19 protein-coding genes are annotated in these 22980 nt (G+C 57.3%); 10 read left to right on the top strand and 9 right to left on the bottom strand.

All coding sequences use genetic code 11. The features are described 5' to 3' along the window. Nucleotides 1–547: 547 nt before the first annotated feature. Nucleotides 548–826, bottom strand: a complete 279-nt coding sequence (locus H3221_RS20480) for a helix-turn-helix domain-containing protein (protein WP_031653260.1) — start codon at nt 824–826, stop codon at nt 548–550. A gap of 86 nt (nt 827–912) precedes the next feature. On the opposite strand from H3221_RS20480, the gene H3221_RS20475 reads away from it, so the two are divergent. The 3 genes from H3221_RS20475 to H3221_RS25930 are packed head-to-tail and all read left to right on the top strand — an operon-like array spanning nt 913 to nt 2348. Beyond that, nucleotides 913–1344 carry a hypothetical protein gene (locus H3221_RS20475; RefSeq protein ID WP_172664633.1) on the top strand — a complete coding sequence of 144 codons (432 nt, stop codon included), beginning with the start codon at nt 913–915 and terminating at the stop codon, nt 1342–1344. An 11-nt stretch (nt 1345–1355) separates the two neighbouring features. Further along, nucleotides 1356–1931 (top strand): DUF6088 family protein, encoded by a 576-nt coding sequence (locus tag H3221_RS20470; RefSeq protein WP_031653263.1) that lies wholly within the window; start codon nt 1356–1358, stop codon nt 1929–1931. A gap of 24 nt (nt 1932–1955) precedes the next feature. Continuing rightward, nucleotides 1956–2348 (top strand): antitoxin Xre/MbcA/ParS toxin-binding domain-containing protein, encoded by a 393-nt coding sequence (locus tag H3221_RS25930; protein WP_078465118.1) that lies wholly within the window; start codon nt 1956–1958, stop codon nt 2346–2348. Between the two features lie 61 nt (nt 2349–2409). Here H3221_RS25930 and istB read toward each other — a convergent pair whose 3' ends face one another. The 3 genes from istB to H3221_RS20450 all read right to left on the bottom strand — a co-directional run bounded on the left by istB (nt 2410) and on the right by H3221_RS20450 (nt 5251). Further along, entirely contained in the window at nt 2410–3174 is a 765-nt protein-coding gene (gene istB / locus H3221_RS20460) for an IS21-like element helper ATPase IstB (protein ID WP_031653264.1), read from the bottom strand. Between the two features lie 2 nt (nt 3175–3176). Continuing rightward, nucleotides 3177–4727: an IS21 family transposase gene (gene istA, locus H3221_RS20455; protein ID WP_166794600.1), complete on the bottom strand. Its 1551-nt coding sequence runs from the start codon at nt 4725–4727 to the stop codon at nt 3177–3179. A 239-nt stretch (nt 4728–4966) separates the two neighbouring features. Next, a complete protein-coding gene (locus H3221_RS20450) occupies nt 4967–5251 on the bottom strand; it encodes a hypothetical protein (protein WP_078465120.1) in 285 nt (94 codons plus the stop codon). Between the two features lie 260 nt (nt 5252–5511). Between H3221_RS20450 and H3221_RS20445 the strand changes: the two genes are divergently transcribed. The 3 genes from H3221_RS20445 to H3221_RS20435 all read left to right on the top strand — a co-directional run bounded on the left by H3221_RS20445 (nt 5512) and on the right by H3221_RS20435 (nt 12716). Further along, nucleotides 5512–6270: a hypothetical protein gene (locus tag H3221_RS20445; RefSeq protein WP_128651062.1), complete on the top strand. Its 759-nt coding sequence runs from the start codon at nt 5512–5514 to the stop codon at nt 6268–6270. Between the two features lie 822 nt (nt 6271–7092). Next, complete coding sequence (locus tag H3221_RS20440) at nt 7093–9606, top strand: site-specific integrase (protein ID WP_132911505.1); 2514 nt, start codon at nt 7093–7095, stop codon at nt 9604–9606. Beyond that, nucleotides 9603–12716: a tyrosine-type recombinase/integrase gene (locus tag H3221_RS20435; protein ID WP_132911506.1), complete on the top strand. Its 3114-nt coding sequence runs from the start codon at nt 9603–9605 to the stop codon at nt 12714–12716. The genes H3221_RS20440 and H3221_RS20435 overlap by 4 nt, the downstream gene beginning before the upstream one ends. Nucleotides 12717–12734: 18 nt before the next feature. Here H3221_RS20435 and H3221_RS20430 read toward each other — a convergent pair whose 3' ends face one another. Further along, entirely contained in the window at nt 12735–12947 is a 213-nt protein-coding gene (locus H3221_RS20430; RefSeq protein ID WP_060852959.1) for a helix-turn-helix domain-containing protein, read from the bottom strand. A 147-nt stretch (nt 12948–13094) separates the two neighbouring features. Here H3221_RS20430 and H3221_RS20425 point away from each other — a divergent pair, with 147 nt between their 5' ends. From H3221_RS20425 to H3221_RS20410, 4 genes are all read left to right on the top strand, one after another. Next, a complete protein-coding gene (locus H3221_RS20425; RefSeq protein WP_003282466.1) occupies nt 13095–13328 on the top strand; it encodes a hypothetical protein in 234 nt (77 codons plus the stop codon). Then, nucleotides 13321–14481, top strand: a complete 1161-nt coding sequence (locus H3221_RS20420) for an Arm DNA-binding domain-containing protein (protein WP_132911507.1) — start codon at nt 13321–13323, stop codon at nt 14479–14481. The genes H3221_RS20425 and H3221_RS20420 overlap by 8 nt, the downstream gene beginning before the upstream one ends. Nucleotides 14482–14492: 11 nt before the next feature. After that, nucleotides 14493–14777: a hypothetical protein gene (locus H3221_RS20415; protein ID WP_132911508.1), complete on the top strand. Its 285-nt coding sequence runs from the start codon at nt 14493–14495 to the stop codon at nt 14775–14777. 118 nt (nt 14778–14895) lie between these two features. Then, the gene (locus H3221_RS20410; protein ID WP_430522181.1) at nt 14896–15963 is read left to right on the top strand and encodes a DNA cytosine methyltransferase; all 1068 of its coding nucleotides are present in this window, start codon (nt 14896–14898) and stop codon (nt 15961–15963) included. Here the strand turns inward: H3221_RS20410 and H3221_RS20405 are convergent. The 4 genes from H3221_RS20405 to drmA are packed head-to-tail and all read right to left on the bottom strand — an operon-like array spanning nt 15908 to nt 22980. Further along, nucleotides 15908–16330, bottom strand: a complete 423-nt coding sequence (locus H3221_RS20405; protein ID WP_132911509.1) for a very short patch repair endonuclease — start codon at nt 16328–16330, stop codon at nt 15908–15910. The two genes, H3221_RS20410 and H3221_RS20405, sit on opposite strands and share 56 nt — an antisense overlap. Nucleotides 16331–16341: 11 nt before the next feature. Then, complete coding sequence (drmC, locus tag H3221_RS20400) at nt 16342–17106, bottom strand: DISARM system phospholipase D-like protein DrmC (RefSeq protein WP_134587592.1); 765 nt, start codon at nt 17104–17106, stop codon at nt 16342–16344. Between the two features lies 1 nt (nt 17107). Next, nucleotides 17108–18970: a DUF1998 domain-containing protein gene (gene drmB, locus H3221_RS20395; RefSeq protein ID WP_207942731.1), complete on the bottom strand. Its 1863-nt coding sequence runs from the start codon at nt 18968–18970 to the stop codon at nt 17108–17110. 2 nt (nt 18971–18972) lie between these two features. Beyond that, nucleotides 18973–22980: a DISARM system helicase DrmA gene (gene drmA / locus H3221_RS20390; protein WP_134587591.1), complete on the bottom strand. Its 4008-nt coding sequence runs from the start codon at nt 22978–22980 to the stop codon at nt 18973–18975.

The raw sequence follows: 22980 nt of genomic DNA, 5'->3' as shown, positions 1-22980 counted from the left end.
CGGAGCGAATGCTCGACGGTGGCGTTTGACGCGAGGCGCCAAATAAAAAAGCCCGCCATAGGAAGGCGGGCTTTCGGATGTCTCCAAGGGGAGGCTAAACGCCAACGAATTCTCGGAGCAAGCAGCCTGAGGATACACGGTGCGTTACGCGCGCTGCTACTGACTGGAGTGCGGCTGGATATGGGCCACAGGCGACCAGCAAATGCTGCCGCGACAATTACGGGCTGAAGAGCTGGCTAGAAAGCGATCAATTATCTATGCCGAGATAATTGTAGATAATTCCCCACAACGCCCTGGGCCTGGTTAAAAAACGTTCAATTATCTAAGTCGAGATAATTGCAGATAATTCCTGCAATCCCTGGCCTGGCAGGCTGTCCAGCGCTGAAATGCTATCTCAGAAATGACAAAGGCGGCCTCAACGAGACCGCCTCAAACCAAGTTTCATCACCGGTATACACACCCGGGAGAGGAAGCTCTTGGGCAGGATCCAAGAATAACACCGATCAAGGCTTCACCGCGAAGACGATGCCGCCACGTCGAGCCGCCTTCAGGTAGACCGCAGATCCGCAACCTCAGCGTGGATACCACGGAGAATCTGATCTGCCTCTCCCTCCGGTGCCTGTTTTAGATAGGCCAGGATGAGTAAGGAGGCTGGGTGAACCGAAAGAACTGCTGCGACTTGCTCGATCTTCTCCAGCGAAGGCTTCCACTTGCCGCGCTCAATCGCACTGATGTAGCTCTGGCTGGGGCCCAGTCCTTCCTGGGGCAATTCCCTCTGTTGCCGAAGCTCTTTAATCACCAGCCCAAGCGCTTCATTCAGTTCCACTTTTGCTGCCTCGCAAAAGGAACGATGAAGCCTTTTCGAGGACGAATGAGCTATGCTGTATATAGCTTAAATGTGGAAAGCCATCGATGTTCACCACCCACCGGTATGCTGAAATCCCGCTCGCGCCAATATTTGGGGAGCCTTACCAGCTGTGGCGCTTTGTTGAGCTCGAGCAGCATCGTCCCTGGTTCTGCGTAACCCTGAACATCGGCAAGGGGCGAGCAAACTGGAGAACGATGTACCTTGTTGCGTCCGAGGCCGAGCTGGAACAAATGCTGGAAGATACAGCTGCCAACGCCAAGGTAGAGGATGTTCAAGTCATCACTCCCGCACGGCTGAATGGAACCGGCGCATGGCAGATGGAACCGCTTGCAGAGCTGGTTCGCATCTTCGATACCGATGACAAGGTATTGGGCTATGACCTCAAGACCGCGTCAGGGATTATCTACTCGGATAGAGATCACATCCCCTCGGCCGACGTGGGACGCGCTCAAATCTACCGCTCCACGGCTGCCTAACTGCACGCGCCATGAGCAGTCTCGCTGAGCTAATACTCACGCGAGTAGGGCGTCTACCTGAAGGGAGTCTGCTGTCGACTCGAGACCTTCTGCACCTAGGTAGTCGCAGTGCAGTGAACCAGGCTTTTTCCCGGCTAGCGAAGGATGGGCATTTGCTACGAGTGGCGCGCGGTCTATACGTAGCGCCAGTAACCACACGCTTCGGTAAGCGTTCTCCTGTGCCGGAGATGGTGATCCGTTCCCTGGCTGTGGCAACCCGAGAGGTGATCGTCGCCAACGGTGCATGGTCGGCCAATGCCTTAGGCTTGACGCGGCAGATGCCTGTCCGGCAGATATTCCTCACCGGTGGTCGGTCGCGAATCCTGTATTTGGGTAAGACCGAAATAGTGATCAAGCATGCGCCGAAGTGGCAGATTGCTCTCGGAGACTCCTTCGCGGGTCAGGCGGTTCGAGCACTGGCCTGGTTGGGGCCACCTCACTCACGTGGGGCCGCGGTGAAGCTGAAAAAACTGCTGCCTGCTAGCGAATGGCGGGCTCTGCAATCAACTAGATCCCTGCTCCCGGCCTGGATGGCGGAGCTTATCTGACACACAAGGCGGGATCTCTGAGATATGACAGTCGGAGCACTTCATCGTCGGTTGGGTTTACCAACAACGCATTACCAGATGCACCATGCTGCTCTGGATGGACTCCCGACAAAACTGGCTGCAGATCTAGCACATGAGTTAGGCCTGCCATGCTCTCAGGTCGCAAAGTGGGTCGGAGCATCATCTCGCCGGGCCGTCATGTCTCCACGGTCAAGTGAGGTCCTCTATCACCTTGTCGAGGTTTTGGATGCTCTTCTGGATCTCTATGACGGCAATCTTGATGGAGCCCTTCGATGGCTGACCTCGCCTAATCTGGCGCTGGCAGCTGAAGGGCCGGTAGATCTGCTTGTTACGGAGCCTGGCTGCCGGGCAGTGCTCCAAGTCATCCGTTCAATGGAGCATGGCCTGCCTGTCTAACAGCCTCTGATCGGTTTAAAGAAGCGCACGCCTGGCCCATCTGGCCCGACGTGCGCTCTGGTTACACGGAAGACTTCTCCAGGGCCTTGGTCACAAGCCCCTTCACCTTCCGCAGGGACTCTCCAGCGAACTGCATGTGGTGCGAGTTGTGAATCACGCGATCCATCACTGCATCGGCGATCGTCTTGTTATCGAAGAGGTCATGCCACAGGTTCATCGGTACCTGGCTGGTGATGAGCGTAGAGCGTGCTCCAAGACGCTTGTCTATCAACTCAAGGAGGTTGCTTTGCGTATGGCGGGAGAACGACTCCAAGCCCCAATCGTCCAGAATCAGTAGGTCGAAACGATGTAGCTGCGCCAATTTCTGCGCCAGATTGGTTGTCGCTCGTGCCGTCGTCAGCATTTCGGTCAGAGCTGACATGCGAATGAAGTGACAGGACAGCCCTGCACGACATGCGGCATTTGCAAGCGCGCAAGCAAGCCACGTTTTGCCTGTGCCGGTTGGCCCCGTCAGAACCAGGTTCTGCTGGTGTCTGATCCAGTCCAACCCGGCCAAAGTCAGAAATGTGGCCTTATCCAAACCACGCTGCGCTCGATAGTCCACATCCTCAACGCTGGCTGCTGAGATTGGCAGGCAGGCCTTCTTGAGTAACGCCTGTAAATGCTTGTGCGCGCGAAGAGTGATTTCGTGATCAGTAAGGCTGTTCACTCGCAGCTCGAACGGCAGGTCGTTCGCCCCAGGTGTCATGAGCTGCCGCTCAAACTCTTCGGCCATGCCCGGCAGCTTCAGGGAGAGCAGCTTGTCGATGGTGGGATTGTTCATCATGACTAGGCCTCATCCACGTCGGTGGAAAGCAAGTTGTTGTAGTAGTCGGCTCCGCGAATATTTTGATGGTCACTCACGAGCGCTTGAGGGGGGATGGGGTCCTGGGCGAAAAGGCGATCGAGACGCTTATCCAGCACATTGCGCAGGTCAGTGCCCTTCGTTATGCCGTGTGCAGCAGCGTAGGCACAGACCTCCTCCAGGCGCACTTGGCCATGGGCTTTGAGCAGTGCCTTCATGGTCTGCGTTGCGCGATAACCCATTAGCACACTGCTGACCCCCTCGAGCTTGGCCTGCAGAACCGCAGTAGTGTTCGGCCCGATGGCAGATGCCCAAGCCAAAGCCTCATCCCGGTCCCATTGCATTTCACGATGTTCGCGTGGCTGATGCGAAGACTGGGTGCTCGTTTGATCCTTCTCGAAGCTGCGAGGATGAACGGCCTCCGATTGGCCATTGAAGATCAGCTCCACCACCGTGTCTGTCAGGCGGTAGTCGAACTCTTTCCCACGGAGTTGATATGGCACGCTGTAGGCGTGCCCATCGATGCGAACATGGTAATCAGTACCCGCGCGAACTTTGCCCCATTCAGCGAATTCGTAGGGCTGAGCTGGAAGTGGTTGAAGAGTAGGAAGCTCATGCTCCAACCACCGGCTATGCCGACTGCCGACCCGCTTTTGAAACGGCTTGTGGTTGAGTTTGTTAAGCAACTCGCGAATCTCGCGATTCGCCTCTTCAAGGGAGTAGAAGGTACGTTTGCGCAGAGAAAACAGAATCCATCGCTGCGACAGATTCACTGCACCTTCGGCTCGTGCCTTATCTTTGGGCTTTTTTGATCGAGCAGGAAGCGGAGCGATGCCGTAGTGGCGGCACAGTGCCTCGTAGCTTGGGTTAATTTCCGGCTCATGACGGTGAGCCTTAGTCACGGCAGCTTTGAGATTGTCAGGCACCAGAATGCGCGAGACGCCGCCGAAATACTCAAACATGCGGACGTGCGAACTAATCCAGTCGCGAATTCGCTGTGACCAGGTCGCTTCGCAGTAGGTATAAATGGAGCCTCCCAGCACACCGACAAAGACCTGTGCCGATCGCGTTTCGCCAGTTTCCCGGTTATGGATAATGATGGTCATGCCGGAGTAGTCGACGTAACAGTTCTCTCCAAAGAGCTCTGTACGTCGCATCGAGAGGCGTAGTGACGCCACATATTCGTTGTAGCGCCTGCAGTACTGCGAGTAGGAGATAGGGATCTCCATGGAGGTATGTTCCTCCCACTCTGCGTGAAGTACCGATAGCGAGGAGCCACGCTTTCGCATCTCGGCATGGACATAATCAAAATCGATGTCGTCGGCCTGGCCTTGAACCACTACACCAGGGAAGAGCTTCTTTTCCAACGCGGCATCGTCAAGCTCCTCCGGTAACGGCCAAGGGAGTCCTGACGCTCTGTAGCGATTCAGGTAACTGCAAACCGTTGAAGGGTGAATGCCGATGATTCTTCCAACTTTGCGGGAAGGAAGCCGTTGATCAATTGAATACACCAGAGCATCGCGGATTTTCCGCATGTAGATCCTCCTATTAACCATAGAACGCAGCCTTGAAGACAGCATGCTTCGGTACCCATGGCCGCCATTCGGCGGGCAGCCGAGCAGATAGCAACCAAGGGAAGGTCGTTGTTGACAGGGGTATAGGGGAGGAAGATACTCAGCGTCAGATTGGTGCCAACCAATGCGCTGTACAAGGGCTGATGAGCTGTAACTCATCGGCCCTTTTCTCTTTCTGCCCTCTCAAAATTAGGGCTAGATCATGGTGTACCTCCTTTCGCGATTGACTCGGCAACGGCACGCTCACGTTGCGATGCGAGCCAAGCAGCCACATCCTTTGTCAGCGCGAATTTTCCACGCCGCCTCTCCAACGTAAAAACCGGGATCGGAATTAGGTTCCGCGCATACGCCTGGCGAAATGCCTCTTGCGAGGAATACCCCAGCGCAGCCCTAAGGGCTTCGCCTGTCATCATCGGCCCCAGTTGTGCAGTCAGCTCGCGCTCAAGCACAGTGGCGAGTGGTTCATCCAGATTGGGCTCAGTCATGCGAGGTTTGCACCAGTCACGCAAAGATATCGCCGGATGCTACTAACTTGCAGTGCAGTTACATACCTACGTCTGCGCCGTTAAAGTTGCTCTCGTGGCAGCAAAACCCGAAGGATAAAAATAAGCCCAACTAGTTGATTTTATTAGCAATCATCTCTGGCCGCCCTCACACCTTTATGACAACGATGACGCGAAAGTCGCGCGCTCCAAGGCGAGACGATGAGGTCGACGCCGTAAGGACGATCTTCTGGTTTCAGTGCTTGGCAGAACGTTTGGGAAAGCATGAGGCACGTGCAATTCAGCGTGCAGTTGCGCCCGACACCATCGGCGTGGATGACCGCGGCGAACCCATCAAAAATGGTAAGTTTCTGGCTTATGAGAGAGGCGAGAGGACACCGTCCACCCGGCTAGTAGAGCAAATTGAGCAGCAGGTACCGCGATCAGCGCGTAACCTGGATCATCCGCTTTGGCAGGTCTTTCGGACGTCAAAGCCGATCAAAACCTCAGCGTGCCATTGGGTCCGCCAACTTGATCCTGAGATTCAGCGCTTTGCGTTATCAAACGGAGAGGTGTCGATGGGCTGGGGGCGCCACACCTTGGAGCCTTTGGAGCGGCGTGCAAGCCTGGATAGCCTTACCGCTCTCACAATTATGCTCCGTCTCCATCATGAGCAAGGAAACCTGCTGGCGGTGTCGGATTGCGCTCAAGTGGTTTTTAGAGTGCTGCTTATGTTGGGCCCGATGTTCGAAGAACGTACTATCGCAGAGCAGATCTTCAAAATTTACGTCTCTAGGGTGTTCAGCCTGGTAGTGCTTCCAGGGAAGCGTATTGCATTGGAAAACTACGACTACCTAACAAGGTCCCGCCTGCTGAGTCTGCTAGCTGATGAAGTACGCGCACAGTCCGAAGCACAAGCAGCTCGTCGATTGCCGACCTTCTATGCATTGCAGGTATTGGATGGTAAGCGCCAGCAACGAGCCCGATTGCTCTTCACTCTGCCGGTGACAGAGGTGGCTTGAGCCGCTCTAAGATGGGCTTTATAGGTTTTTATAGTCGATTATAGAGCGATTATAGAATTCGCTCTGAACGCCTGATTGGCGCTGTCCGCTTACTGGGTAGAGCAAGGCAAAGGCCAAAGGGCCCAGGACCCTAGCGGCGGACTATGCGAAAGCCTGTCGGTTTTGCGTGCGGCGGAATGGCGGCGGCCGATGCGAACGCCTGACGGTTTTCATGCGAATACTCAAGCTATGGCTCCGCTGGTCCAGTTGCACAATCAGATCAAGTGACAGCTCGGTGTTTTCGGGGCAGAACCCAAGAGTGTTATTTGATTGGCGAAATCGTCGTCGAGACGGCCAAGCAATGATTTGCGTGGCCTCGTATTCAGAGTGCGACTTCGAATGTCGCAGATTACCAAGTTGCATAGCAAGGTATTGACTGACGCACCTGGACTGCGGATTCCACGCCATCCGGCCACCCAGTCCGCTCTCATCTGGCCAGGCATTCCACTCTCATCTGGCCACCTGTTCCACGGCCATCCGGCCGGGCAGTCGGAGCGCAGCAACCTGGACCATTGCGACTAACACAAAAGCCGCGCATGCGAGGTTTTTGTATGAGCGGATCCTATGACTCTGACTGACCTCAACAGGCCGGTCACGATCGATGTGGGCCAGCAGATCTGTCTCGTAGCGCCGCGTTAGAGACATGACGATTTTTCCGCGCATGCGCGGAATTTTGAACAACTCAAAAAAATTAAATTTACCTGAAGCGCAGCTCTACCCCAAAAACCGTGCCCTTTGCTCTCCCACTACCAGGTATTAGTCCAAATAGAGAGAGCCCAGAAGATGCAAAATACATTCAATCATTCGGCGAGTGGAGATCAGCCACACATCAGCCCTGACTCACGGCATGCACAGCTGCTAGCGTTGGCTGCAGATGCTGGGCGTGATGTTGGTGTGATAGCGGAGATGCTGAGGTTTCTGGATGTTCATTCGCAGCTAATTGATTTCCCGCGAGTCATGCAGGGGTTTGTGAATGCGCTTGATGCCATGGACGTAGCGCCAGAGCTCAGCCTAGGTGCGCGCGATCTCAGAGCCTGGCGGGACGAGTGCTGCTGGATTATTTCAATCCGAAACAATCCTGATTTTATTGCGACTTTGGGCCCCATGTTTTACCAGGGAGATGAGCGGCGTACGCGCAATCCGGTCATCGGTAAGGGCGTACAGGATCACGCCTTCCCCTACGCGACGCTGTGGCATGAGCCTGCGGATTCAGAAAGCCAGCTGGATTACTACCGTCTCATTGGTCAGCTTCTTGTAGCCTATCAGCAACGGGCAGATGATCTGGGACTGCGCGGTCAGAGATACAGCGCTTACCTTGAACTCCGAGCACTCTGCGCACTGCAGATACTGTCTATACCAGATGATCTTAATATATGGTCCAGCTCTGCTGTATTTGCGCAGGGTTGCCGCCAATTCGACGCCGGCAGTTCAATCGATTACCTAGCGGAGTACTACCCGCCAATAGTTCGTCTCGTCCGCTACCTCGGTGGTGAGGAACCGCCGGAACGTCACGGTGGTGGTGGCCATCGTCAGCATGGCGGCTCAAATAGCGCAGGCCTAGGCGTACTAATTAGCCAGGGTGCCACCGAGTTCCCGCTCGAGGATCCAGACGACCCAGATTTGCTCCCTGGATATATAACTTTTGTGGCGTCTCAACCGCTAGACGATAATTTAGATGAAGCACTGCCGCCTGGCGAAAGAACTGCTGCACGTGAAATATGTTTGATCGATACAAGAGGTGAGGTCAGGCCATATGTAGCTGAATTGCTCAGCCATGAGGGTATGCTCGCTCATATTGCTCGCAGTCGGCAGTTTTTACCGTTTGGCTACAACCTGCTCACGCAGTATGAACTAGCAAACCTACTATTCGGTGTCACTGATGAATTTTTGCTCTGTCGGGAGCGAATTCGTAATGCTCCTGCCCAAGAGCAGATAAAGAATCGGAGGCGCTTGGAGGCACTGCTGGTACTTCATCTCATGCTCTGGTTCGGTCGTTCACTTGAGGACTGCAAAAAACTACGGATAACTGAGCGCAATGCGCGCCCGAGCTCGGTGCTGGAGTTGGTTCTGGCTGATGAGGCAGGGCCGGCGGAGTTCAGATTTTTTGCACCTACACCGGACTATGCAGCGGAAGAGCACTTGCCTCGAAAGGCCGTTCGAGCATCTCAGCCAACAATATCGGTACCGGACATGGTTGGGGCAGCTGCGCTAGTTATGGCAGTCAGGGACCTGTCGCCGGTGAATGGTTCTGCCGTTATCACCTGCAAGATCAAAGACCTAGAACGTGAAATCCGCACTTTGTTGAGCGAGCTTGGGGGCGAAGATCCTCGCTACACGATGCACAAAGTGCGCTCCTACCTACATCGCCAAATCATCACAGACTCTCACGATGTGGTTGCAGCCACCATGCTATCGGGGATGCCTTGTCTATCGGCCAACACACCACTGTATTACAGCCAGTACAGCATTAACTATTTACGAGGCCTTTATCACCAGTCGGTTCAGAAGGTTTTAAATGGGGTTTATGCCACCGTGGGGCTGGAGGCGCCGAGTGCCCCAATGCCCTCCGTTCCGGAGGCGGCTGTTGGTGCCCGAAATTGCCTTAGACTGGATACGGTAAAGGCTAATCTCGAGGCGTTGCTGGTAGTGCTGCGTAAACGCCCTCGAAAAAATCTTCAGCAGCTTGTCCATTGGCATAACTGCTTTTCGCTGTGGACGGTTCAAATGTTCTTTATGGCGACCGGATGTCGAGCTATTCGCGACCCGTTGAAGCAGGAAGACGAATTTATATCGCCTGGGGGACACGGCGCACTGGGGGACAAAGGCTCAGATGATGGGCATATGAGCCGCCTAGTAGTGTTGACTGACCTGCTAAAACGACAGTTAAAAGCCTATAAGGTTCACTGCAGAGCAATTACCGCACAACTCGAGTTACATGCACCGGCTCCTACCAACGGATTTTTCCTGCGCTTAACCGATGATGGTTGTCTTTGCTACGAGGAAATTCGGCCGCTCCATATCAAAGCTGTAATGCGCCAAATTGAGGGTTTCACACCTCATGCAGTAAATGGCTTCCGTAAGTTCTTGAGAACTGAGCTCGCCGAGCGCGGATGTCCGCCTGAGACACTGTCGGCTCTGATGGGCCATTGGCTGAGTGGCGAAGAGCCACAAGATATTTACTCGAGCTTTTGTCCGCGTACCTATGTCCAGGGCCTTCATACCTGCTTGTTGTCACTCATGCGGGAGCTCGGTTGGACGGTTCGCAACAGCCACCTGGTTGTGGAGGCTGATGCATGAATAGCTCACGACTTTCGGATGAAATGCTGTCTGTTGTCTGGAGCCCGGATAAACATGATCCAGAGTGGAAAAGCGAATATCTGATAACACTCCGGGAGCGCTGCCAAAACTCCGGCAACAGCATTGGTGAATGGCTCTGCGGACAACGTTCGCTGCGTAGCTTTCCCATCAAGGAGATGCAAAATCTCGAGAATCAGCTCGAAAGCTCGACATTGCGCAACACACTGCTAGATGTGACGCGTCGGGCACAGCGTTTTAATCCGAGCTTGCCGCTGGCTCGAATAGCGATCGAAACGCAGCGCCGCCCTAATCCGATTAACCCAGACCTGTACAACTCAGAGAATCTGTCGGCCAGTCAAGACTTGGTTGATTCGATGGGGCGCGCCATCAGGCGTGATCTAGATGAACTCACACCCCATGCGCGGATTGGGCTGCTGCTACTGAGTGCTGCCTATTATGGCGCTCTGATGGACATTCCCCAACTGAACGCGCTGACTCAGCTTGATCCTGGGCAGGTCATTTGGATATCCGGAATACCAGAGTTCCGGTTGCAACTCTCAATCCGAGGTCAACCTGAGGCTGAGAACCGGCAGTGGTTTCCAGACCCAATAACACTCTCGCTTCTGTCGCGCTGCGCTGCAGATTTAACCGAGAACCGGTCTTACTTGGCTCGAAAGGACGGGAAGTTAAAGTGTATTCAAGCGGCGCTGGCCACAGGAAAAGTTTGCCCTGATAACCAGCCAGCCTCTCTAGAGCGAATGTTTGAGTTGCTGCGTATCAAGCGTCAAACACAGTTGCCACAGTTGTCAATAAATTATGCTACAAGATCAAACTTTGTGTCGCATTCTGTTTTGTCGGACTCTTGGCAGCATTTGAACAGGAATGCACCGGTACCAAGTAGCGAAGAGAAGCAGAAACGGAAAAAGCACCGGTTTCGCAGACCCCGACAAAATGTTCCCGAATGGTTGACTGTATTGTGCCGAAAAGTCCGCAAGCGGCAAATTTCACCAGTCGATAATATACCTCCACCTCAGACGCTCGAAGCTTTGATCAATGGCTGGGCGGCACTCCTGCTTCACGGCCGCTCGTTTTACGGCAACATGTTACAGCCCAAAACAGTTGCCAACTATGTTCGGGATGTCGGTGTAGGTTTGGACAATCTGCTCTGTGCCGACTCGATCTTGGAAGTTTCGCCGGATGCGCTTGAGGAGCTCTATGAGCTGATGCTAGAGGCTCAGCCCACCTCGTCTATGAGGAGGAATCTCGCCAAGGGATTGTTGGAGTTTCATGGTCACCTGCAGAAAACTTTTGCGTATCCGCCAATCAGCCCCTATAGCACGCTGGGCATTGGGAAAACACCTCAGTTCGTCGATGCTCAGATCCTCAATGAGGACCAATATCGTCTGGTCCTCCGGGACTTAGCCACAGGCCCTTTGAGCCTGCGCTCACCACGTCTCGCCATCGTTGCTCAAGCCATGATGATCTTCGGATTTCGTCTGGGATTGCGCCGCAATGAGGCGCTGAAATTGCTGCGCAGAGACCTGCAATTGCCTTCGCTGCCTGATGCGCGAGCCGCTGCAGTAAGGCGTCGACATCAGAACCTCAAGCGGCTATCGCCTGAGCGATTTACTGTTCTTGAGCGAGCGATCAACTTGCTTATTCGACCACATGCCCAGCGTGCGTTAAAAACACGCAACGCGACACGGACGCTGCCACTTCACGTGTTGCTTGAGCCAGATGAGTTGCAACTCATTGAGCGCCTGGCCCAGCTGCGCGATGACGAAGAGATGAAGAGCCCATATTCGGAATTCTTGTTCTGTATCCCGGAATTCCAGACTCGATGGGTATCTGAGTCGACATTGATGCCGGCTATTCATGACGCACTACGCCGTGTCACTGGGTGCAGCGACATGCACTATCACCACCTGAGACATTCCGCCGCGACGTGGTTGACGTTCAAGTTAGCCGCGTCAGCATTCGGTGCTGCTCAGGAGACTGGATTACTGTTCGGTGAGCATCCGCAAACCATGAAATGGCTGCTGGACACAGAACGGTTCAACCGGGCCTTTCTTCACTCACCGAAGTCCGCCACTCGACGCGTGGTCCACATCACCAGTGCTATTCTAGGGCATGCGAGTCCCAAAACATCCCTGCTCCACTACATCCATTGTATGCCATGGTTATCAGCGCTGTGCTGGCAGTGGAATCCTGCACTTTGGCCGCCTGGCCATGTCATCGCGAAAATTGCCCAGGTCAGTTTGCCAAACAAGCCGGACGACCTACCTGCACCTGGCCTGCCTGCAGAGATTCGGCACATGCGGAGAATCATCGGCCGCATGCGGGTCTATAGGCGCAGCAACCAAGGAAAAATTAAGCGTCCGCTGATTTCCCATCAGACGAGTGAGGGTGGATGGGCACTGACGAGAATGAATGAAATCTCATCCATGCTCTCCTATGAGGCATACGCGGAGGCATCGGGGCAGTCGGTCAACATGGACTGGGTTGAGTTTACCGAGGCTGATCGATCAGCCATGTTGGAACGGGCGAGGTACATTAGCCACCTCGGCAAGCATCGCCTGCAGAGCCCAGCAATTTCTGACTCAGATCATAGAATTGAGCTTGTCCCAAGACCCCCTAAACACGGAGGTCTGGCCGGGGTGGTGGCCTATGCGGATCAGCTCTATCGCCTGCTAAGCAGCCGGCATAAAGCCAAAGCTGGTCGAGTGCTGGACGATTTCGTGGAACGCTGCTGGGCGAGCGAGACGACACTGCGCTTCTACCCCGGTAGGGATGATCAGAGTGCTCGTGAGTACCTGTGGCTGTTATCTGAGCTGGGCGTCCCTTGGGCTGATATTGAGTTCATCATTTACGATGAACGCACGCCCAGGCAAACCAAAAGTCGTTGGCGCACGGTTCTGGGAAAACCTCGTTTGAGGATCATTGAACAAGTCCCGGAGAATCGAAGCAGCCAGAACAGTCACATAGGCATTCGAGTGATGCTGCGTTTGCCAGGTGCCAAGCCCACTGCTCAGGAGCAGAACCATCACTCCGGCGCCGCCTTGCGCTACCTGATGCTGATGGCCTCCATCGACTGGCATTTCCGTGCCTGACCAAGTCCCGGAGGGCATTCAGCCCTCCGGATCATCCTGCAATTCCAGCAAATCTCCCACCTGGCAGTTCAGGTACTGGCAGATTATTTCCAGGTCCTTGAGCTCCACCCTCTGCGCGGTCTCGTGATAGAGCCGCGTGAGGGTTCCGCGGTTGATCCCCGTGTCCCTGACCACGTCACTGATCTTCAGTTTCCGCTCGCCCAGTAAGCGAGACAAATGGCACTTGACCATCTAAATCTCCAAAAATGATCTACAGAGGATCATTTTGTCCTTGCAAAGCTCAAAATGAGCGTTATATTGATCTGCAGGAGATCATTATGAGGCCTCAAGAGCTCATAAGAATCCGCTGTCGTTCAATTTAGCAGAGAGGGCATTGCTATGTCTCACACCTATCTGACCACCGAGGAGCTGGCCACGCGTATGAAGTACGACGTGCGCACCATCCGTAACCGCCTGAAGGACTCGGTACTGCTCGAAGGCATCCATTACTTCCGCCCGTTTGGTGGTCGAAAGATCCTGTTCATTTGGGAGGCCATCGAAAAGGACATGCAGAAGCATTCTCGCACTTCCAGTTTGATACCTATGGCCGGCGGAGGCATTTGCCATGGGTAAGATTCGTGCCCGTGCCGACAACGAAAAGTTGTTCTTCGACTTCACTTATCTGGACAAGCGCTGCCGTGAGCAGACCACGCTGCCTGATACGCCAGCTAACCGAAAAAAGCTGGAGAAAATCCTTGAGCGCATTGAGGCAGAAATCACGCTGGGAAGCTTCGACTATGCCACTTACTTTCCGCAAAGCAGTAAGGTTCAGGAGTTCGCAAGACTGCAGGCTGGCTGCGCGATACTGAAGACTCCACCGTTCAGGGACTTCGCCGAACGCTGGTTCGACGAAAAGCGTGTGGAGTGGCGCGACACACATACGACGACGGTACGTCAGACCCTTGATAAATACCTGCTACCAACATTCGGCAGACAAGAAGTCAGTGCCATCACCAAGGCAGAAATCCTGTCCTTCCGCTCGGCACTCGGCAAAGTTCCCGGGCTGAAGGGGCAGGCTCTGTCAGCGACGCGAATCAACCACATCATGACGCCATTGCGCATGATCCTTAGTGAGGCGGCTGACCGGTTCGAGTTTACTTCACCGTACCTCAACATCAAATCGCTGAAGGTTCCCAAGACCGATGTGGAGCCGTTCACTCTGGATGAAGTGCTGCAGATTCTCGGTGCCGTGCGCGAGGATTTCCGCAACTACTACACGGTGCGCTTCTTCACTGGGATGCGCACGGGAGAAGTTGACGGCCTGCAGTGGAAATTCGTCGACTTTCAGAGGCGGCAAATCCTTATCCGCGAAACTTGGGTTGGTGGCCGGCTCGACTACACGAAGAATGATGGCTCGCAACGCGAAATCGACATGTCTGGTCCGGTGTACAAGGCCCTGCTCGATCAGCAGAAGAAGACGGGCAGTGGTCAGTTTGTCTTCTGTTCTCGGGAAGGTACGCCTTTTTCGTACCGCAACATCAACAACAGGGTTTGGTTTCCGCTGCTGCGTCATCTGGGACTGCGCCAGCGACGCCCTTACCAGACCCGCCATACGGCTGCGACCCTTTGGCTGGCTGCAGGCGAAAACCCGGAATGGATCGCCCGGCAGATGGGCCACACAACTACCGAGATGTTGTTCCGCGTCTACTCGCGCTACGTACCTAACTTGACCCGACGTGACGGAAGCGCATTCGACAACCTGATCCAAGCCAATTTGAAGGTCTGAGGAGTACTTACATGAAACTGATCAAGCGCAGCAACGTCACGCACCTGCATCCGGCGATGGAAGCTCGTGAACACCAGTACTTGAAGCATTTGGCCTCGGCCATGGGCCACTACCTTGAGAATCCTCGCGGAACCGAGTTGATCTGCATTCTTGGATCCGGTTTCGAGAAGGACAACCGTCAGGCACTCGATACCTGGGTTGCCTACCACCGCAACGAGGTCTTCGAAAAGCGCCTTGAAGGCCGCAGCCCGCTGGATTTCCTGATCGCGAAGCTGGAGGACCTGCTCAACAACTGAAGTGATGGCGGGGCCGCGAGGCCCCGCCACCACTTCAGGCGAAGAGGACTGCTCTTTCCTCCTCGATCTTCTGTCCCGCAAAAGTTTAGAATGCACCACACTAGGGGGATTTCTGACCATGATCGATGCCGTTGACCTTTTCTGTGGCGCTGGGGGCCTGACCGCTGGCATGCGTGCGGCCGGCATCGCCGTACGCGCCGGCTACGACATCGAGCGTCAATGCGAGTACGCCTACACCGAGAACAACGGTGCTGCGTTCGTCGCCAAGGACGTCACGAGCGTCGAAGCGGATGAGCTACGAGCTTGGTATCGCCCGGGACGCTACAGGCTGCTCGCCGGTTGCGCCCCTTGCCAGCCGTTCTCCACCTACAACCAGGGTAAGGACACCCGTAACGACCGCAAATGGCCGCTGCTCTATGCCTTCCGCCGGTTGATCGAGGAAACGCAGCCTCATCTGGTCACGATGGAGAACGTACCGGACGTGACCAAGCATGAGGTCTATCACGACTTCGTCGCTGGTTTGCGAGCACAGGGCTACGAGATCTGGGAAGGCCGTGTTCACTGTGTCGACTATGGGCTACCGCAACAGCGTCGCAGGCATGTCCTGCTGGCATCGAAACTGGGTCCCATCGTACTCATTGAGCCGACTCACAAAGGGCAGCCGGTCAGCGTAGAGGAAGCGATAGGTAAGCTACCTCCTATCGCTGCCGGTGAATGCCACCCGGATGATCCGCTGCACAGGGCGGCTGCGCTGTCATACCTCAACCTAAAGAGAATCGTTCACTCCAAGCCTGGCGGCACCTGGAAAGATTGGCCGCCGCACCTGGTTGCCGATTGCCACCGCAAGGCCAGTGGCAAGACTTACCCGAGCGTCTACGGTCGCATGAAGGCGGAAGAGCCCAGTCCGACGATGACCACCCTTTGCTACGGTTTCGGCAATGGCCGCTTCGGTCACCCGAACCAGCACAGGGCGATCTCCCTGCGCGAAGCGGCGATTCTGCAATCGTTCCCGAAGGACTACGTCTTCCTCCCGCCCGATAAGATCAACTTCAAATCCGTCGGCCGGATGATCGGAAATGCAGTTCCGGTGCGCTTGGGCGAAGTGATCGGCGAAAGCCTGGTGCGCCACGTCAGGGCGTTTGGCTCGGATCAGCAGCCTGCTCAGGAAGACCGAATTCGTGCCTGAGGCGCGTCACCAGCTCTCCACGACCGCGTGTCTCGCACTCCCATACGACCAAGACCCTCCAGCCCAGCTCGCGTAGCTGGGCCTCCTTTCGGGCGTCCCGCTCGACATTCGCCATGAACTTGGGCAGCCAGTATTCCTGGCGGGTCTTGGGGGTGGTCGCATAGCGGCAGCCGGGATGGCGGTGCCAGAAACAGCCATGGACGAAGATGGCCGTACGGAATCGGGGCATGACGATGTCCGGAGAGCCCGGTAGATCGCGGCGCTGGAGTCTGAACCTGAGCCCTAGTGCATGCAGCATCTGGCGTACGATGATTTCTGGTGCGGTATGCGCATGCTTCACCGCCCTCATGATGTCGCTGCGTGACATTCGTTTCCCCATCAGACCCCGGCTGGTGCGATCACTCCCGTGACTACAAGCGCCTCCAGGTGGCGATGCAATTGGTCAGGCAGCTGCTTTCCTGAAACGAGAACCCCAGCTTCCATATTCTGGTCCATGGCATAGCCGGTGAGGTTGGCGCTGGTGATGAAGCAAAGCGTCCGATCGGCGACGGCGACCTTCGCATGCACGCTGCCATTCACGAAAGCTGCGGCCTTGTTCTTCCAAACGTAGAAGTTCGCGTCGGGAACGATCTTACGCAGGTTGGCGATCGGGTCCGTACTGACCTTGCCTCCCTGTGCGCTCGACATCTCCACCAGGAAATCGATCCGGACATCCCGCTCGGCCGCCGACCTCAGTGCCCTGGCGATGGATTCGATGTCGTAGGCGACGTAGCTGGTGATGAACAGCCGTTGCCGCGCCGCATCGATCACCTGGATCAGCGCCTGCTCGGTCCTTCGTGCAGGAACCAGCTCGGTGGTCGGGCCTGTCCATACCAGCTCGACCTGCTGGCTGCTCTCGGCCAGACGATAGGCGTCGCTGGCAGCCAGGAGCATGGCCGCCAGCGCTCGACCATCGATGGTGGATACTTTCCAAGCTTCGATCAGCGTCTTGAGCGCATCGCTCGCCTGCGCAGACTGGACGTTGGCACTCAGGCTTCCACCTTTCGAAGCGTCAAGGTTGCTGATCCGAGCCGCCAGAGCAGCGACCCGGTCAGCGGAGACGATCGATACCAGCGCAGAGATCGCCTTCAGCAGTTCCTGCATCTCAAGCGTCCTGGAAGAAAGCTGTCGCCGCGTTCTGTACCGTGGGTACGACCATCGCTCGATCGAGGTATCGGTTGCTGGACTCGCATGAGGTTTCCGCGACGAAAGAACAGGCATGGCAAGCTGCTGCGTGCAGGCTCTGATCCTTCTGTGGATCGTGCTCGGCGCAGAGTGGATCGGAGGAGCAGATCCGTGCCCGGCGCAGTGCCTGCGTGAGCAGTCGCTCAAGATTCTCCGGTTTACCCAGCTCCACCAGCCCCCCCAAGGTGCCGTCGGAGTCGGCTGCGGCGGTGTAGATGATGAAGCCGGCCTGATTGCCGTCCTCATTCACGCTCGCATAGATCCGCTCGCGAATGCTCGCTGCGTTGTACCCGCACTCGAGTGCCAGCTCGCGGATCAGTAGGTGCGCCAAGGTGTGCAACAGCACATAGCGCGCCCCCGGATAACCAGCTTCGGCAGGGCTGAGATCACGCCGGTTCCGCCACCCTTTGTGCCCGCCTCGCAAGCGAGCGTCGGCCTGTTGCACGGCAGGGTTCTGCTCCCATGCGGCGATCGCAGCCTCGTCGAACTGGATGAAGATGCCTTCGCCATGAACCTGGTTGGCAGGTATCCAGTCCGGCCTGGATGACGACAGGGGGGCCGAAACCGGACCCGAGCCAGCAACGCCGATCTCGTCGGGAGACTCCACGCGCGTGAAGCCCAGTAGCGCATTCACTTCGCGCAGGCGTTTCAGGAGCAGCACGCGCGCGATGACGGACTGGAAGGACGCCGGAGGGGCCGTTTCTTCGGAGAGAAAGTTGGGATAGTCGTTCACCGGAGTCGGGTCGGTCAGCACCCGCCACTCCGGCCCCTTGATATCCGGTTCGTCCTCGTCTTCAGCGTCAGCCCCTGAGCGATGAGCTTCGATCGCCGCCCAGACGACCTCTGGGGTGTGAGCGTCGAGGCCGGCGGCCTCGCCGCGCTTCGTGAGGGCCTTGATGGTCCCCTTCAGCTCACCGACATCCTCGACATCGGCGAAGTCATCCCAGTGGTCGATGATGATCTGCTGCAATGGCGATGCATTCGGTCGTGGTATGGCGAGAGCGGATATGGATACCGGGAACCAGCTGTTCGTCGCTCCCAGCAGAACGGCTCGTGCATCCTCGTCGCACTCATGGTCGAAGCGATCGAGATGCGGGTGTCTGCCCCGGCAACCAGGCAGATTTTCCTTGCCCGCCTTGCCGAAGGCCTGTGCCAGGCTCTTTGCTGCTTCGCATTTGTCACACCTGACCCACAGATTTTCCGTCTGGAGGGAAGCGCCGCTCTCGAAGAAGCGCAGGGTTCCCCTGCAAGTGCTGGGACCGCTATGCACGAACCAGTGCCAGGGGAAGTCGTCCAGATGTCCGTTCCGGCAGGCCAGCAGCATACGAGCGGGGACCGCGTCAGCATCTTTGGGTGGAAGTTTACCGTCCGAACCTCGGCAACCAGCATGCACGAAACGAGTCGACTCTGGGCGATAGGGATTCTCTTTCAGCTCGAACAGACCATTGTCGTAAGGTGCCAGCAGCCCGCACTTCACGCAGCGCAGCCAGCGCGGGAAGGGGCGAACCGGTACGCCGACTCTGGCTTCGGCGGAGAGCCGGTCGGAGGTCTCGCTCTTGCTGAACGGTGCCATGCGAAGCGATTCGACCTGCGCCCCCAGCCTCTGCTGCACCGCAGCCAGCAGGCGTGCTTCGGTGATGACCGCACAGCGCTCCTTCTGCCAGATATCGATGCCCGAGGTGATCACCGACAGGTTCGGCAGATCGACGAGGGCGCCAGGTCCATAGGTCCACAACAACTGGCTGGGTCGTACCGAGCCGACGACGGTCTTTTCGTTCGCCATGTTCATTCGTCCTTATCGCTCACGGCGGGCCGAGCTTTCCACGCCGGTTCATCCTGGAATTTCGAAGAGTTCATCACCAGGTTGACGCCTGGCTCTACCTCTCGCATCGACATCGGCACCGTCCAATTGTCCCAAGGCTTCACGCCAGGGGTTTTGATCAACGGGGCCGTAAGATCCATGCCCTGGCCTCGCTTCTCGTAAGCGAGCAGTCGATTGCCTTGCATCACGGCTTTTACCCACTCATCGGCGCGCTGCTTCAGCATGCTTCCGATCAGCTGTTCCGATTTCGAATCCGCCACGTTGCCGCCACGCATTTTCAGTACCTGCTGAACCTGCTGCATTTCCAGCTGATCGGCCTTTTGCAGGTTCTCGGCGCCAACGTTCGGAGCGAAATCGTCGTACTTGCCGCGCATCAACGACAGCATCGCTCCGGTGAGGCCCCGGTCCAGCGCTCTGGGCGAGAACGGCGTGACCGACTGGGCTTCGACGTGCTTGTAGAAGGTCGCGTGGTAATGCTCGAACGTCTCGTAATGGGAGAGATCGCGCGGCTTGGCCCAGGTCAGTACGGTGCAGACCAGACCGGGAGACTGGCGACCGACCCGACTGGTGGCCTGGATGTACTCTGCAGTGCCCTTCGGCTGGCCATTGACGGCCATGATGCCGAGTCGATTCACGTCGACACCGACAGAGAGCATGTTGGTGGCCAGCACGATGTCGATGGGGCGTGGCTTGCCCTTGTCTTTTTCGTCCCAGCGGCACAGGTATTTGCCCTGGCTCGCATCCCACTCGGGCTCGAACTTCACCTCGAGCTGATCGAGATACTTGGGAATATCCTGGTTGGAAACGCGTGAAGTCAGCTCACGGATGTTCATGATGCTGCGCTGCGCCAGCCCCGGCCGCTCGACCAGGCTCATCTGCACACGGTATGCACGAGTCTGCACGTCGTCCTCGGCCAGGCGCTTCATGCCGCCGAGCTCGCGCAACGAATTGAAGTAGCCGACCATCGTCATGTAAGGGTCGGCCAGACTGCCGAAGCGCTCGAACAGCCCCTGAGCGGCGGTCATCGCTGCGGTGTAGACGCGAATCAGCATGGCAGGGCGAGAGCTGCCGGGGGCGCATATCCCCAGATAGCGGCGACCCGAGCGCTTCTCGATCGGGCGCTGAACCGAGAAGAAGTTGTCCTCCACATCCAGGCCATGGGGTGGGAAGACCGCGACATGGCGCATGAATACGTTGCTCACCTGCTGGTGGGCTCTGCGCACGGTCGCCGTCGAAGCGACCACCTTCGGCCGGATGGGCTGCCCGTCCAGCGTCCAGCTGCACAGCTCATCGACCGCGCTTTCGTAGAGGCCGACCATAGTGCCGAGCGGACCGCTGATCAGGTGGAACTCGTCCTGGATGATCAGGTCCGGTGGCCGTACCGGCGAAACCGTCGTGACCTTCGCGGCAGGATGCCCCTTCGCGGCCGTGTGGCCGGTATTGCAATCGGCACCAGGCCACAGCAGGCCGTGCCGCGAGCACTCCCTGGATACATGACCGAACAGGTTCCGCACGTCCCCACGCCAAGCCATCATCGCGAATTTGTCCACGGTGGCGATCATCATGGACGGAGGGCGATGGTACATCTCCTCATCGACCACCATGACCGGCAGACCAGGATGCGCCAGTTTGCTCGAGCGCCCACGCGAGAAGTCGCACTTGCCTTGCTTGTCTCCGCAGTAGATCGCCGTGCGCTTGACCACCCTGTCGACGTCGATATCCCGGCCGGGAGCGATTTCGGAGCCGCACCATGGACAGCTCGTCAGTTGCGCTGGTGAAGTCATTCCGGCGGTGTATCTCTCGGCACGAATGGCTTCCACGAACGCATGGCTGTCATCGGTCTTACCTGGTGCCACCTTGTTGCCGACCCAGAGCCCAATGGTGAAAGGCACCTCGCCCAGAGACCTGTCGCCCTTGGCGAGCGCGGTCCGGCGGATGTGCTCCATCGCGCAGATCAGGGCTGTGGCACGCTGGAACTGCTGCAAGGTGAGCAGGCGCAGGGTGTAGCGCATGATCACTGCCAAGCCGCGCGATGCGTCGTAACCGCCGAGATTTCCCTGCATGCGACGGATGGCCATGGTGAAGGCCGCGACGCCGAGATAGGCCTCGGTCTTGCCACCACCGGTCGGAAACCACAGCAGGTCGGCGTGCGCCTGGAGTGGCTTGATCCGATCGGCATGCCGGGGATCGGTGAGTCCGGGGATGGAAAGGAGCAGGAAGGCCAGCTGGAACGGGCGCCACGAGTAGTTCCTGGCGTCCTTTGCGAGCTCCGCGACCTCGATGCGCTTGCCGCGCCGTCGCTCCAGAGCGTATCTGCTATGGATTCGCTGGAGGCCCATGGCCTGGTTGGCGAATTGGAAGGCGGCCAGTGCCTCGGAGCTCTCGGCCAACAGGCGAACGCCCTCCCGCAGCCGCAGCATGATCGCCTCGCACCGATCCATCGCTTCTTCCGCCTGCTGGGCATACTCCGCGACTTCGCTTCCGATGCGTGCGCGCTGCTCTTCGATCCAGGCCGCGTAGTCGTCGGTCAGTACGCTGAGCGTGGCGACCAGCTCCTCCTGGGACATCTTCGCCAGGCGCAGCATGTCCAGCGAGCCGTCGGTCAGCATCTGGCGCATCGCCTGGCGGTCCTCGGCTTCGCCACCAGGCGTCTCGGTGAAGGGCACCTCGTATTGCGGCATCACCACGGTACGCAGTTCGGTCGCACGGGTAGCGTCATCTTCCGTGACGGCATGCACGGATACGCCATGCCCCACGGCGAACTCGACCCGCTCGCGGTAGATCATTTCCAGTGCGAGGCGTTCGCGTAGGTCCGGATCGTCCAGATCGCTGCCCTCCGCCTCGAATGCCGGGCGGCGGCAGAAGATCGCCTTGGATGGACTCCCTTCGCTCGCGCGAACGACGATCTCCGGCTGGAACACCCAGGCCGCATCGCGGTTCTCCTTCGGTTCCTTCTGGCCGTTGACGATGAACAGGGTGATCAGGCGTTCGCCTTTTTCGTTGAGCGGTCGCACCGCGCCCTGCAAGCGAATCTCGGGATGCGTGTCGTCCAGCTCGACCGGCGTGATGACGCCATCGGTCAGCGCCAGCGACACGCGCTTGAAGGAGGGAATGCGCTTCCAGACCTTGGCCTTGATCACCTTGCCGGTCTTCTTGTGCACGCGGGCATGGGCAGGGTCGTCCGACTCGATCCGCTCGTAACGCCCCCAGGCGACGGCGACATCCAGAGTTTCGGCCCGACCATCGACGCAGAAGGTGAAGCCCATGCTGGAGGGCACCAGCGATTGGTTGGAGGTGAGATCCAGCTCCTCGCCAGACTCGCTTTCGGCACCATCGGAAACCTTTTCCGGCTCGAGCCCGGGCTTCAGCCCTTTCGGTACGAGGTCATCGGGCTGTTCTTCGTCCTTGCGCTCGGCTGGCGGGAGATCCTCACCACGCTCGGCGTTCTCCATCGGTGCCAGCTTGCCCACCAGGTAACGGTCGCGGACGCTCATGTCGACGATGAGCTCCTCGGGGCCACCGGCCGGGCCGAGCAGATCGTCCATGATCGCCAGCTGCAACAGCTCCCGGATGTAGGCCTCGTCCTCAATCGTGGGCACATCCGCCAGCGTGATGCTAAGGGCGCGCGGAATGGCTTCGGCGAACTCGGTCCAGGGCACGGGCACGATACTGCCTGTACTCGGCGGCACCAGGCCTGTCGCGCCGATGGATACCTGCTGTTCGATAGTTCGCGCCTTGTCGAAGTAGAGCGCAGTGCTGTCCACGTCGATGCGGATGCGCAGCACCTGGCCAATGCGCTGGATACGCCCGTCCGTAGCCAGCACCAATACCCAGGCACCTTCGCGCAGAGCTTTATGTCGGCCCTTCAGGCGGATGCCTTTGTCCTTCAGGCGTGCATCACGCTCCGGCTCTCGATCGACGACGATCCAGGCTTCCGGAGCTCTTTCGTTCTTGCGGTCATCCATGGTCAT

This window comes from Pseudomonas chaetocerotis (assembly GCF_015712105.2).
In the GTDB taxonomy this organism is placed as follows: domain Bacteria; phylum Pseudomonadota; class Gammaproteobacteria; order Pseudomonadales; family Pseudomonadaceae; genus Aquipseudomonas; species Aquipseudomonas chaetocerotis.
Note: the sequence above shows the minus strand (reverse complement) of the source record. Positions and strands in the feature narration are given on the sequence as shown.